This is a genomic window from Kitasatospora sp. NPDC059462 (assembly GCF_042749955.1).
Taxonomy (GTDB): domain Bacteria; phylum Actinomycetota; class Actinomycetes; order Streptomycetales; family Streptomycetaceae; genus Kitasatospora.
Window position 1 is genome coordinate 1 of record NZ_JBHYUU010000208.1, and the last position, 13081, is coordinate 13081.

General features: G+C 72.8%; 11 protein-coding genes and 1 tRNA gene. 7 read left to right on the top strand and 5 right to left on the bottom strand.

The genetic code is table 11. The annotated features are described in order from the left end of the window. Positions 1 to 57: 57 nt before the first annotated feature. Positions 58 to 135: transfer RNA gene (locus tag ACFXAM_RS33260), tRNA-Leu, on the bottom strand. Between the two features lie 14 nt (positions 136 to 149). Continuing rightward, on the bottom strand, positions 150 to 995 hold the full coding sequence (locus ACFXAM_RS33265) for an HNH endonuclease (protein WP_380296967.1): 846 nt from the start codon (positions 993 to 995) through the stop codon (positions 150 to 152). Between the two features lie 426 nt (positions 996 to 1421). On the opposite strand from ACFXAM_RS33265, the gene ACFXAM_RS33270 reads away from it, so the two are divergent. Then, positions 1422 to 3785 (top strand): chitinase C-terminal domain-containing protein, encoded by a 2364-nt coding sequence (locus ACFXAM_RS33270; protein WP_380296978.1) that lies wholly within the window; start codon positions 1422 to 1424, stop codon positions 3783 to 3785. A gap of 95 nt (positions 3786 to 3880) precedes the next feature. On the opposite strand, the gene ACFXAM_RS33275 is transcribed toward ACFXAM_RS33270, so the two are convergent. Beyond that, complete coding sequence (locus tag ACFXAM_RS33275; protein WP_380296968.1) at positions 3881 to 4570, bottom strand: hypothetical protein; 690 nt, start codon at positions 4568 to 4570, stop codon at positions 3881 to 3883. A gap of 184 nt (positions 4571 to 4754) precedes the next feature. Beyond that, positions 4755 to 5231 carry a thioredoxin-dependent thiol peroxidase gene (gene bcp, locus ACFXAM_RS33280; RefSeq protein WP_380296970.1) on the bottom strand — a complete coding sequence of 159 codons (477 nt, stop codon included), beginning with the start codon at positions 5229 to 5231 and terminating at the stop codon, positions 4755 to 4757. A gap of 141 nt (positions 5232 to 5372) precedes the next feature. On the opposite strand from bcp, the gene ACFXAM_RS33285 reads away from it, so the two are divergent. From ACFXAM_RS33285 to ACFXAM_RS33295, 3 genes are all read left to right on the top strand, one after another. Continuing rightward, positions 5373 to 5714, top strand: a complete 342-nt coding sequence (locus ACFXAM_RS33285; protein WP_350544813.1) for a DUF3618 domain-containing protein — start codon at positions 5373 to 5375, stop codon at positions 5712 to 5714. Between the two features lie 199 nt (positions 5715 to 5913). Continuing rightward, positions 5914 to 6216, top strand: coding sequence for a co-chaperone GroES (locus ACFXAM_RS33290; RefSeq protein ID WP_078881937.1), 303 nt, complete (start codon positions 5914 to 5916; stop codon positions 6214 to 6216). Between the two features lie 122 nt (positions 6217 to 6338). After that, a complete protein-coding gene (locus tag ACFXAM_RS33295; protein ID WP_380296971.1) occupies positions 6339 to 7517 on the top strand; it encodes a winged helix DNA-binding domain-containing protein in 1179 nt (392 codons plus the stop codon). A 4-nt stretch (positions 7518 to 7521) separates the two neighbouring features. Here ACFXAM_RS33295 and ACFXAM_RS33300 read toward each other — a convergent pair whose 3' ends face one another. Then, positions 7522 to 10005, bottom strand: a complete 2484-nt coding sequence (locus ACFXAM_RS33300; protein ID WP_380296973.1) for a transglycosylase domain-containing protein — start codon at positions 10003 to 10005, stop codon at positions 7522 to 7524. Between the two features lie 332 nt (positions 10006 to 10337). On the opposite strand from ACFXAM_RS33300, the gene ACFXAM_RS33305 reads away from it, so the two are divergent. From ACFXAM_RS33305 to ACFXAM_RS33315, 3 genes are read left to right on the top strand one after another with little or no spacing between them, the layout of a single operon-like run. Further along, positions 10338 to 11138, top strand: coding sequence for an ABC transporter permease (locus ACFXAM_RS33305; protein ID WP_380296979.1), 801 nt, complete (start codon positions 10338 to 10340; stop codon positions 11136 to 11138). Next, a complete protein-coding gene (locus ACFXAM_RS33310) occupies positions 11131 to 12006 on the top strand; it encodes an ABC transporter permease (protein ID WP_380296975.1) in 876 nt (291 codons plus the stop codon). Before ACFXAM_RS33305 ends, ACFXAM_RS33310 begins: the two co-directional genes overlap by 8 nt. A gap of 31 nt (positions 12007 to 12037) precedes the next feature. Next, positions 12038 to 12997: an ATP-binding cassette domain-containing protein gene (locus tag ACFXAM_RS33315; RefSeq protein ID WP_380296976.1), complete on the top strand. Its 960-nt coding sequence runs from the start codon at positions 12038 to 12040 to the stop codon at positions 12995 to 12997. Positions 12998 to 13081: the final 84 nt, after the last annotated feature.

Genomic DNA, 13081 nt, shown 5'->3' on the forward strand with positions numbered 1-13081 from the left:
TCAGAATGGGCAGCGGCCCGGTTGCCTTCTATCCGATGGCAAGGGGGCCGCTCTGCTTGGTACGCCCGGTGGGACTCGAACCCACGACACTGCGATCCTAAGTCGCAGCCCTCTAGCCAGCTGGGGTACGGGCGCACGCCAGCACAAGCCTACCGGCTGTCGGGTTCGCCGATAACAGCCCTGCGGTTCCGTCCGCAGTACGTCGGCGTGACGGCATGGCAGTTCGGACAGAGCAGCCGCAGGTTCTCGCGCCGGTTGTCGAGCCAGTCGCCGTTGACGTGGTCGACCTCCAGCGTCAGCGGAAGCCCGCGCCAGAGCGGTGGGGTGCCGCAGCCGGAACAGACCTCCGGTGTGCCGATGTGGACGAGCATCGCCCGGAGCCGGTCGCCGGGAACACGGTGACTGCCGGGCGGCAGCGCCACCAGGAGCTCGTCCGGACGGACCCGTGGGCCGGTCCTCACGCCCCGGTTGTGGGCCGACCCGGTGAAGTGGCCGGTGTCCAGCCCGTGGCGGGCTATGGCGTCCTTGACGAGCTTGCGGGCGCCGCCGCCCTCGCGGAGGCCGAGGGCGCGGATCACCCCGGCGATGCTGGACTGCTCGCGGACGGCCGCGATCACCTCGTCGCCGGGACCCTCCTCGGCGACGTGCGAGGTGGTGAAGTGCGAGGTGTCGATGCCGAACTCGGCCAGCCGTCGCTTCATGTAGGAGTAGGCGCTGTCGTACGGCACGACGCCCAGCTCGCGCAGCATCGGGCCGATCCCGGTGGTCCTCGCGGCGGCCTCGGCCAGCTGCTCCCGGCTGTAGCGCCGGCGTTCGTAGGCGGGCCTGCCGCCGGTGAAGTGCGAGGTGTCGATGCCGTAGTACCGCAACCGCTTGCTCAGGTAGCTGTGGGTGCCGCCCGCCATCGGCACGCCCAGGCGTCTCATCATGTCGTTGATGCTGGACGACTCCGCGGCGACCGCCGTCAGCAGTTCGCGGGTGTACCTGACCGCCATGGCTCCCCCTCCGGGCTCGTGCGCGCCCGTCCCCGGACAGGTGAACGATCGGTGGGCCGTTCGGTCACGGGGGGCGCGGCCGGCGCGGTGGGAGGTGGTGGCGAGATGGTCGGCATGCGGAGGGCCGCACGGGGGGCCGGGGCCGGTGGTGCGTCGGGGACCGTCGACAATCGGCCGTTCGACCGGGGATGTTGGGGAATTGATTACCAATTGGTACAGACCTATTGACCTATGTGGTTCAGACCACATAGCTTCGGCGCCAATCTGGTTTCCCCCACGTGCGTGCTCCCCCACAGGCACGCGCCGACACTCTGCCCGGAGGACCGAGTGTTGATCCGATCCTCGGCGGAGCGGCGTCCCACCGCTGCCCGTCGTTCCACGAGCCCGGCGGCCCGCGCCGGCCTGGCCTCGCTGGCGGCTGCCGCGATGGCCGGCCTGCTGGTGGCCACGCTGGGCGCGGCGCCGTCCCAGGCGTCCGCCACCGTCGACAATGCCGCCTGTCGCCCCGACGGCCTCTACGCCACCCCGGGCGTCGACGTCCCGTACTGCAGCGTCTACGACACCAACGGCCGCGAGAAGATGGGCGCGGACCACCAGCGCCGCATCATCGGCTACTTCACCAGCTGGCGCACCGGCAAGGACGGCACCAAGCCGTACCTGGTGAGCGACATCCCGTGGAACAAGGTCACGCACCTCAACTACGCGTTCGCCCACGTCGGTTCGGACAACAAGCTGTCCGTCGGCACCGACAACCCGGACAACCCGGCCACCGGGATGTCCTTCCCGGGCGTGCCCGGCGCCGAGCTCGACCCGTCGCTGCCCTACAAGGGCCACTTCAACCTGCTGACGAAGTACAAGAAGCAGTACCCGAACGTCAAGACGATGATCTCGGTGGGCGGTTGGACCGAGACCGGCGGGTACTTCGGCGACGACGGCAAGCGCGTCAACTCCGGCGGCTTCTACTCGATGACCGTCAACCCCGACGGCAGCGTCAACCAGGCGGGCATCGACACCTTCGCCAACTCGGCCGTCGACTTCATCAAGAAGTACGGCTTCAACGGCGTCGACGTCGACTACGAGTACCCGACCTCGATGAAGGACGCGGGCAACCCGCTGGACTGGCAGCTCGCCAACAGCAAGCGCGGCTCGCTGGCCAAGGGCTACGCGGCGCTGATGAAGACGCTGCGCGAGAAGCTGGACCGGGCCGGCGCCGCCGACGGCAAGCACTACCTGCTCTCGGTCGCGGCCCCCTCGTCCGGCTACCTGCTGCGCGGCATGGAGACCTTCCAGATCGCGCAGTACCTGGACTACGTCGACATCATGTCGTACGACCTGCACGGCTCCTGGAACAAGTACGTCGGCCCGAACGCGGCGCTGTTCGACGACGGCAAGGACGGCGAGCTGGCGGCGGCCAACGTCTACGGCACCGGTCAGTACGGCGGCATCGGCTACCTGAACGCCGACTGGTCGTACCACTACTTCCGCGGCGCGATGCCGGCCGGCCGGATCAACGTCGGCCTGCCGTACTACACCCGCGGCTTCAAGAACGTCCAGGGCGGCACCAACGGCCTCTGGGGCACCGCCGCGGCGACCACCTGCCCGGTCGGCTCCGGCCTGACCTCGTGCGGTGACGGCGCGGTCGGCATCGACAACATCTGGAACGACAAGGACGACGCGGGCAAGGAGTCCCCGGCCGGGTCGAACCCGATGTGGCACGCCAAGAACCTGGAGAAGGGCATCGTGCCCGACTACCTCTCCAAGTACGGCGTGACCGACACCGCCCTGCAGGGCAGCTACGTGCGCAACTACAGCTCCACCCTGGTGGCGCCGTGGCTGTGGAACGACGCCAAGAAGGTGTACCTGTCCACCGAGGACGAGCAGTCGATCGCCGCCAAGGCCGACTACATCGTCAACCAGGGTGCCGGCGGCACGATGATCTGGGAGCTCGCGGGCGACTACAAGTGGGACGCGACCGCCAACGGCGGCAAGGGCCAGTACGTGCCCGGTGACACGCTGACCACGCTGATGTACGACAAGTTCAAGGCGGCCTCGCCGTACGGCGCGATCCGCTCGACGGTCGCGCTGCCGCAGCAGACCCTGCCGATCGACGTGTCGTTCACCAACTTCGCGCTGGGTGACTCGAACTACCCGATCAACCCGAAGATCCACATCGTCAACAACTCGACGCAGACCCTGCCGGGCGGCACCGAGTTCCAGTTCGACTACAGCAACTCGGCCCCGGGCAACGCCAAGGACCAGTCCGGCTTCGGTCTCACCGTGATCAAGCAGGACCACCCCGGCACCGGCAACGTGGGCGGCCTCAAGGGCACCTACAACCGCGTCTCGGTGAAGCTGCCGGGCTGGCAGTCGCTGGCGCCGGGCGCGTCGATCGACATGGACTTCGTCTACTACCTGCCGGTGTCCACCCCGTCCAACTGGACGGTCAACGTGGGCGGCACGCTGTACGGCCTCAAGGGCGACCTGACCCGCGGTGCGGTGGACGGCGGCACGACGCCTCCGACCACCCCGCCGACGACGCCTCCCACGACGCCGCCGACCACGCCCCCCACCACCCCGCCCACCACTCCGCCGACCACGCCTCCCACGACGCCGCCGACCACGCCGGCCGGTTGCGCGGGTGCGCCGAGCTGGGACGCGGGCACCACCTACGCCACCCCGACCAAGGTCTCCTGGAAGGGCCACTACTACCAGAACAAGTGGTGGACCAAGGGCGACGACCCGAGCGCCAGCGGCGCCTGGGGTGTCTGGAGCGACCTCGGCGCCTGCTGATGACAGCGGTCGCCTGAGGTGAGAGACGGCGGTGGCGGTGCACCCGGTCGGGGGGTGCGCCGCCACCGCTGCTTCGTGTCCGGGCCCGCCCGGGCCTACTTCTCGATGTCGCCGCGCATCTTGGTGAACAGGGCGGCGGCCTCGGCCGGGGTGGTCTTCGGGAACAGCGCGACGCCGGCCGTGGAGGTGTCGGACCAGCCGCAGATGACGTCGGTGGTGGGCGCCTCCGGCAGCTTCAGGCACTCCAGCGAGCCGCCGAGCGGGCCGGCCGGGAACGGGGTGGCGGTGGTCGGGTCGCCGGTGGAGCCGTTCTGCAGGGCGTAGTCGATCATGCCGCGCCAGAGGTGCTCGCGGCGCTTGGCCGGGTCCTCGGGGATGTTGTCGACGGCGATCAGCAGGATCCGGCGGCCGGAGGTCTGTCCGGGGCGGTCGAAGTTGGCGAGCACCATGTGCATGTTCTCGCGCATCTCGCCCGGGTCGACGGCGACGTCGGAGACCGCGTCCTGGCCGATGGTCTTCGCCAGCCCGCCGGCCGTCCTCGCCTCGACCACCTGGCGCTTGCCGGCCGGGGCCGCGGAGGTGGGGGCGGTCGGGGCGGCGGAGGTCGGCGCGGCCGGGGTGGCGGAGGTCGGTCGGGCGGACGCGGTGGCCGGCGCGGTCGCGGCGGGGGTGGTCGCGGCGGGGGTGGTCGGCGGTGCGGCGGTGTCCTCGTTCTCCGGCCCGCAGGCGGTCAGCGCGAGCGCCGCGACGATCGCGCCGGCGACGGCGACACGGGCGGTGGACACGGATCTGGCACTCTGCACGGCTCTACTCCTGTGAACAAGGACGGAACCCGGGCGACCGGCACCCGGTGAGCAGAACGCTAGAGGGTCCCGGGCCCCCGCCGACAGGTTCCGGGCAGAGCGCGGACAGCACCGGGACACGGCGGTGACGAACCGTCACCCGCCGCCGCCGCGCCCGGACGGTGCGTCAGTCCGTCGCGACCTTGAGGTCCCGCAGCAGCTTGGCCACGTGGCCGGTCGCCTTGACGTTGTACAGCGCGTGCTCGACCTTGCCCTGCTCGTCCACGACGACGGTGGAGCGGATCACCCCGGTGACGGTCTTGCCGTACAGCTTCTTCTCCCCGAACGCCCCGTAGGCCTCCAGCACCTTCTTCTCCGGGTCGGAGAGCAGGGTGACCTTGAGGTTCTCGGTCTCGCGGAACCTGCCGAGCTTCTCCGGCTTGTCCGGCGAGATGCCGATGACGTCGTAGCCGGCCCCGGAGAAGACCTCCAGGTTGTCGGTGAAGTCGCAGGCCTGCTTGGTGCAGCCGGGGGTGAGCGCGGCCGGGTAGAAGTAGACGATCACCTTGCGGCCGAGGTGGCCGGCGAGGGACACCTCGTTGCCGTCGGCGTCGGGCAGGGTGAAGGCGGGCGCGGTGTCGCCGGGCTGGAGACGCTCACTCACGGGGTTTCTCCTGGTGCTGGACGGGCGGTCGTACCACGGCAAACTTACCTCCGATGGTGGGTGGGGCCGCGCGGCCCCACGTGGCAGCTGACACACTGGGTCAGTCGCACAGGACGAACATCAGTGAATGGGGTGGCCCGAGTGGGCGAGGCGAGCAGTACGGACAAGTCGGCGCGGACGACCGCCCAGATCGAGGCGGACATCTCCCGGACCCGCACCCAGCTGGCGGCGACGCTGGACGAGCTCGCCGTGCGCGTGCACCCGACCACCATCTCCGCCCAGGTCAAGGCGAAGGCCGTGGCCGCCGTCGAGGAGAAGGCCGGCCGGGCGTACGTGGCCGCGAGCGGCCTGGTCGAGCAGGCCCGGGCGCAGTTCGTGGACGAGAAGGGGCAGCCGCGCAAGGAGCGGATCGTCCCGGCCGCGCTGGTCGGCGTCGGCCTGGTGCTGCTGGTCGCCTCGGCGCGCAAGCGCCGCAAGGGCTGACCGCCACCCGGCCCTCCCCGGGCCGGGCACCCGGTGCCCGGCCCGGGGCCGTTCGCCTGCCGGGGCGGCCGCACACGCCGCGCCCGGGAGCGGTACCTTCGGGGTCGTGAGTACGAACGACGAACCGACCCAGCAGTCCCTCCCCGCCGAGGGCGACGCGCCGCGTCACGACCGGCTCGGCGAGAAGCTCCCGATCAAGATGCTGCACGACCGCGTCCTGGTGAAGACCGAGGCCGGCGAGGGCGAGCGCCGTTCCACCGGCGGCATCCTGATCCCGGCGACCGCGGAGATCTCCAAGCGCTGCGCCTGGGCGGAGGCGGTCGCCGTCGGCCAGAGCGTGCGCTCCGTCGAGCCCGGCGACCGGGTGCTGTACGACCCCGAGGACAAGCTGGAGGTCGAGGTCCGCGGCGCCACCTACGTCCTCCTGCGCGAGCGTGACCTGCACGCCGTCGCGGCGATGCGCTTCGGCGACACCGAGGGGTCGACCGGGCTGTACCTGTAACCGTGGGGCCCGGGTGGGCCGCCGTGCCGAGGGCGCGGCGGCCCATCGGCGTCTCCGGACGTCTCCGGCGGCATCCGGCGCCCGGCAGGCGGGGGTGTGAAGACGAGCCCTAGGATCCGCCCATGGCGATCAACGGAGCGGGTCCGGTCGGCGGCGGGCAGCGGCGGGCGCGGCTGGGGCGGCGGTTGCTGCTGGCGCCCGAGGGGCGGGCGGCGCGGGTGGAGGAGGTGGCCGACGCGGTCGTCGGGCTGCACGCCACCGATGCCGCGACGGTGTACCTGTCGGCGTGCGCGCGGCTGCGCGAGCCGTCGGCGGCCGCGGTCGAGCGGGCGCTGTACGACGACGTCTCGCTGGTGAAGCTGCTGTCGATGCGGCGGACGCTCTTCGCGGTGACCGAGGAGTTCGCGCCGTACGTGAGCGCGGCGGCGGCGCGGCAGATCGCGGCCAAGGAGCGGGCGACCCTGCTGAAGCACCTCGGGGAGTTCGCCGAGGGGTGGAGCGAGGCCCGGCTGGCGCGGACCGAGCGGGCGGTGCTGGAGGCGCTGGCGGTGCGCGGCGAGGCGACCACGGCCGAGCTGGGCGCGGACGTGCCGGCGCTGCGCGAGACGATGCTGATGGCGGTGGGCAAGCCGTACGAGGCGAAGCAGAGCGTGGGGAGCCGGCTGCTGCGGCTGCTGGCCTCGGACGGGCACGTGCGCCGGTGCCGGCCGCGCGGGTCGTGGCTGAGCAGCAGCTACCCGTGGGCGCCGGTGGCGCCCTGGCCGGAGGTGCCGGTGCGGGAGGCCAAGGCGGAGGTGGTGCGGCGCTGGCTGGCGGCGTACGGGCCGGGCACCGTCGAGGACGTGAAGTGGTGGACGGGCTGGACGCTGGGGGAGGTGCGTCGGGCGCTGGCCGACCTGGAGGCGGTGGAGGTCGCGCTGGAGGGCGGCGCGGTGGGTCTGGTGCTGCCGGGGGACGAGGGGGCGGTGGCGGAGCCGGAGCCGTGGGCGGCGCTGCTGCCGGCGCTGGATCCGGCGGTGATGGGCTGGCGGGGCCGGGGTTGGTACCTGCGGCCGGAGGACGTGCCGGCGCTGTTCGACCGGGCGGGGAACGCGGGGCCGACGGTGTGGTGGTGCGGCCGGGTGGTCGGCGGCTGGGCGCAGCGGGCGGACGGCGAGGTGGTGTGGCGGCTGTTCGAGGACGTGGGGGCGGGGGCGGTCGCGGCCGTCGCGGCGCAGGCGGAGCGGTTGGCGGGCTGGCTGGGGGAGGTCAGGGTGACGCCGCGGTTCCGGACGCCGCTGGAGCGCGAGCTGTCGGCCTGAGCGGTCACGCCGGGGGAGGGGTGACCGGCTGGACGGTGGCGGGGGGCTTGGGGGTGGCGGGCGGCGGGACCGTGGCGGGCGGGGTCGGGTCCGGGGCCTTGCCGGGGGCGGTGGTCGGCTGCGCGGCGGTGGGCCGGTCGGCGGTGGGCCGGGTGCTGGGGGCGGGCTGCGGTGGCGCGGGGTCCTGCGGGGCGGGTTCCCCGGGGGTGGACGGTTCGGGGGCGGTGGTGGTCCGGTCGGGGGCCGGCTCGGTGGTGGGCGCGGTGGTGGGCGCGGTGGTGGCCGTGGTGGGCCGCCGGGGCGCGGCCGGCGCGGCGGGGACGGCCGGTGCGGCCGGTGCGGCCGGGGCCTGGACGGTGCCGTCGCGGCCGCCCGTCGGGTCCGGGGACGGTGCGGGGGCGGTGGGGGTGGCGGTCGCGGTGGCCGTGGCGCTCGGGGTGCCGGCGGGCCGGTCGGCGGTGGGCCGGGTGTTGCCCCGGCTGGGTTCGAGGTCGAAGCCCTGGACGGCGGTGTCCTCCAGGGCGTCGGCCATGTAGGCGGTCCAGATCCGGGTGGGGAAGGCGCCGCCGTTGATCCGGGCGTAGCCGGCGGTGCCGGCCAGCGGTTCCTTGGCGTGGGTCTTCGGGTTCTCCCGGAAGAGGCCGACGGCGGTGGCGAGTTCGGGGGTGTAGCCGGCGAACCAGGCGGAGAGGTTGGCGTCGGTGGTGCCGGTCTTCCCGGCGGCGGGGCGGCCGAGGTCGAGGGCGGCGGCGCCGGTGCCGCGGGCGCTGATGACCTCGCGCAGGACGTCGGTGACGGCGTCGGCGGTGCCCCGGTCGAGGGCGGCGGCGGCCTCGTGCCCGGGCAGCTCCGGTGCGTCGACCGGGCCGGTGCCGGGGTTGACCCGTTCCAGCGCGGCGACCGACCAGGGGCGGTGGGCCCCGCCGTGGTTGGCGAGGGCGGCGTAGACGCCGGCCAGGTCGAGGGCGCTGGGGGTGGCGGTGCCGAGGGTCATCGAGGTGTTGGCCGGGTCCATGCCGGGGACGTCCGCGGGGATGCCGAGCCGGACGGCGGTCTCCCGGACGTGGCCGAGTCCGGCGTCCACGCCGACCTGGGCGTACACCGAGTTGACGGACTTCACCATGGCCTGGCGCAGGGTGATGGTGCCGTAGTCGATGTCGTCCTCGTTGGGCGGCGCGTAGGGGGTGGGGCCGTCGGTGACGGGGCGTTCGCTGGTGCCGTCGTAGCGGGTCTCGGTGGTGATCGGCAGGCCGTCGCCGTTGCTGTGGTTGGAGGTGAGGCCGGCGGCGAGGTCGACGGGTTTGAAGGTGGAGCCGATCTGGTTGTCCTGGCGCAGCGCGTCGTTGTAGGGCTGCCTGGCGTAGTCGGGTCCGCCGTAGACGGCGACGACGCGGCCGGTGGCGGGCTCGACGGAGGCGCCGGCGACCCGGACGTCGGTGTCGGTGTCGGGGCGGGCGGCTGGGTCGAGTTCGTCGGTGAGCTCGTCGTGGACGGCGCGGGCGAAGGCGTCCTGCTTCTGCTGGTCGAAGGTGGTGGTGATGCGCCAGCCGCCGGCCTTGAGGGTGGCGCTGTCCAGGATGCCGCTGCCGACCAGGTAGTCGTCGGCGACGCCGACCAGGTAGCCGGCCTGGCCGGAGAGGCCGGTGGCGGGCTGGGGGTCGATCGGGTCGGGGAAGTCGAGTGCGGCGCGTTCGCCGGCGCCGAGGAAGCCGAGCTGGACCATGCCGTCGAGGGTGTAGTGCCAGCGGGCGACGGCCCGTTCGCGGTTGGCGGGGGTGGCGGTCTTCACGTCGTAGGCGCTGGGGGCCTGGAGCAGGGCGGCGAGGTAGGCGCTCTGCGGGAGGGTCAGCTCGGAGACGTCGACGCCGTAGTAGGCGCGGGCGGCGCTCTGGATGCCGTAGGCGCCGCGGCCGAAGTAGCTGGTGTTGAGGTAGCCGGCGAGGATCTCGTCCTTGCCGCGCTGCTGGTCGACCTTGAGGGCGATGAGCAGTTCGCGGCCCTTGCGCTCGATGGTCCGGCTCTGGGTGAGGTAGTAGTTCTTGACGTACTGCTGGGTGATGGTGGAGCCGCCCTGCATGCCCTGGCCGGTCAGGGTGTTCCAGCCGGCCCGGACCATGCCGGTCAGGTCGATGCCGCGGTTCTGGTAGAAGGTGCGGTCCTCGGCGGAGACGACGGCCTGCCGGGTGCTGACCGGGATCCGGTCGATGGTGACGTCGGTGCGGTTGACGGCCCCGGTGCGGGCGATCTCGGTGACGCCGTCGGCGTAGAGGTAGACGTTGCTCTGGGCGACGGCCTGGGCGTTGGGGTCGGGCAGCGGCACGACGGCGTAGAGCACGGCGAAGGCGCCGACGGCGAGCAGGGCCGTGGTGAGGACGGCGCCGAGGGTGACCCGCCAGGTGGGCAGCAGCCGTCGCCGGAGCGGCAGGGCGCGGCGTGCCTCGCGTCGGGCGGCCCGTCTGGCCCGGCGGCGGCTGGTGCTCAGGGTCATGCGGAGATTATGTGCTATTTGACCGAGGGTCAGGCGTGCGGGCGGCTCCGGTCGGGTGATGGAAAAACCGGGTGCGGGCGGGGTCTCGCCGCAGTACGGTGAAAGGTGCAAACCAGATAGCGCAGCCACTTCGGGTTCTTCGGCCCGTTCGAGCTCCGCCCGCCGTGTCCCGGGACCCCCCGGGCAGAGCCGGTCGGAGCCGGTTCGGCGTGCGCGGTCGCGGACAGGGGTCTCCCTGTGCCGCCATTTGTCGATAAGGAGACAATATGCAGAAGCTTGAGTCGTCGCAGGCCGAGCTCCGGCCTCCCGATCCCGGCGGCGTGCGCGCCGTCCTGGGCCTGTACGCCGCGGTCCTGCGCGGCGCGTTCCGCCGCTTCTCCACCTACCGGGCCGCCACCCTGGCCGGCGCCCTGACCAACACCGTCTTCGGCTTCATCCTCGCCTACACCTTCCTGGCCCTCTGGGAGGTCCGCCCCGGTCTCGGCGGCTACGACGAGGCCGCGGCCGTCACCTACATCTGGGTCAGCCAGGCCCTGCTGATGACGGTGGCCGTGCTGGGCGGGGGCTTCGAGGACGACGTCCAGGAGCGCTTCCGCACCGGCGACATCGCCGTCGACCTCTACCGGCCGGTGGACTTCCAGGGCTGGTGGCTGGCCACCGACCTCGGCCGGGCCGCCTTCCACCTGCTCGGCCGGGGCGTGCCGCCGGTGCTGGTCGGCGCCCTGGTCTTCCGCACCCGGATGCCGGAACACCCGCTGACCTGGGTGGTCTTCCTGCTGTCGGTGCTGCTCGCGGTCGTCGTGAGCTTCGGCGTGCGCTTCCTCGTCTCGCTCACCGGCTTCTGGCTGCACGACTCGGAGGGGGTGCGGACCCTGGCCGTGATGGTGTCGATCTTCTTCTCCGGGATGCTGCTTCCGCTCGCGCTCTTCCCCGGCTGGCTCGGCTCCCTCGCGCCGGTGCTGCCCTGGGCGGCGCTGGTGAAGGTGCCGACCGACGTCTTCCTGGAGCGGGTCACCGGCACCGGGCTGCTCGGCGCGCTGGGCTTCCAGCTGGCCTGGGCGCTGGTGCTGCTCGCGGCCGGGCGGCTGGTCCAGCTGCTCGCGACCCGCAAGGTGGTGGTCCAGGGTGGCTGAACCGACCCTGACGGCCCGTGAGCCCGCCGGGCTGAGCGGGGCCCGGGACCCGCTGGCCGCCCGGACCGCGTGGGCGCTGCGCTCCTGGTGGCTCACCGCCGCCATGTGGACCAGGGCGCTGATGACCTACCGGGCGTCGTTCGTGATGATGACCGTCGCCAACGTCCTCATCACCTTCCTCGACTTCGTCGTGATCATCCTGATGTTCCAGCACACCGACAGCCTCGGCGGCTGGAACCTGCCCGAACTCGGCTTCCTCTACGGCACCTCCGCGTTCGCCCTCGGCACGGCCAACCTGTTCGTCGGCACCGTCGACGCCCTCGGCCAGCGCATCCGCACCGGCACCCTGGACACCATGCTGGTGCGGCCCGCACCCGCCCTCGCCCAGATCTGCGCCGAACGGTTCTCGTTGCGCCGGCTCGGCCGGCCGGTGCAGGCGGCGGCCGTGCTGGGGTGGTCGCTGTGGATGCTGGACGTCCGCTGGACCTGGGACCGGGTGCTGCTGGTGCCCGTGCTGCTGTTCTGCGGCACCCTCATCTTCGCGGCGGTCTTCATCGGCTTCGCCAGCCTGCAGTTCTGGTGGGGCGAGTCCGGGGAACTGCACCACTCCTTCACCTTCGGCGGCGCGACCGTGCTGCAGTACCCGCCGACGGTCTTCGCCAAGGAGCTGGTCGCCGGCACCGTCTTCGGCGTGCCGCTGGCCTTCGTCAACTGGCTTCCCGCCCTGCACATCCTCGACAAGCCCGACCCGCTGGGTCTGCCCGCCGCCTTCCGGTTCGCCTCGCCGCTGGCCGCCGTCCTCGCCCTGTGCGTGGCCGGCCTCGTCTGGCGGACCGGACTGCGCGCCTACCGCGGCGCCGGCAGCTGACCCCGCATCCCGTTCGTTCTAAGGAAGACCCATGGCACTGATCGAGCTCGACGACGTCCGCCGCACCTTCACCGTCCGCGCCAAGGCCGGCCGGCTGAAGCGCGAGAAGCGCGAGGTGCGCGCCGTCGACGGACTGACCTTCACCGTCGGGGCCGGCGAGTGCGTCGGCTACATCGGCCCCAACGGCGCCGGCAAGTCCACCACCATCAAGATGCTCACCGGCATCCTGGTGCCCACCGCCGGACGGCTGCGCGTCGCCGGGGTCGACCCGGCCCGCGAACGGGTCGCGCTGGCCCGCCGGATCGGCGTCGTCTTCGGGCAGCGCACCACCCTCTGGTGGGACCTCCCGCTGCGCGACTCCTACGAACTCGCCCGCCGGCTCTACCGGATCCCCGAGCACCGATATCGTGCCAACCTGGAACGCTGCGTCGAACTGCTCGACCTCGGCGCGCTGCTCGACACACCGGTGCGCCAGCTCTCGCTCGGCCAGCGGATGCGCGGCGACCTCGCCGCCGCCCTGCTGCACGACCCGGCCGTGCTGTACCTGGACGAGCCGACCATCGGCCTGGACGTGATCAGCAAGGGCCGGGTGCGCGACTTCCTGCGCGAGGTCAACCGCGACCTCGGCACCACCGTGCTGCTGACCACGCACGACCTCACCGACATCGAGCAGCTGTGCGGCCGGGTGATGGTGATCGACCACGGCCGGGTGGTCTACGACGGCGGTCTGGAGGGCCTGCACGCGGTCGGCGACAGCGAGCGGACGCTGGTCGTCGACCTGGCCGAGGCCCGCCCGCCGATCGACGTGCCCGGCGCCCGGGTGGTCCGGGTCGAGGGCCCGCGCCAGTGGCTGGCCTTCCCGGCCCAGCAGAGCGCGGCCCCGGTGGTCGCGGCCGTCGCGGCCCGCTACCCGCTGGTCGACCTCTCGGTGCGCGAGCCCGCGATCGAGGACGTGATCGCCCGGATGTACGCGGAGGTCGCCATCGGCTGAGGGCCCGGCGGGCGCCGCGCCGTCCGCACCGTCCTGCGCCGCGCCGCGCCGCGCCGCCCGCGCCGCCCGCGCCGTTCCCGGGGC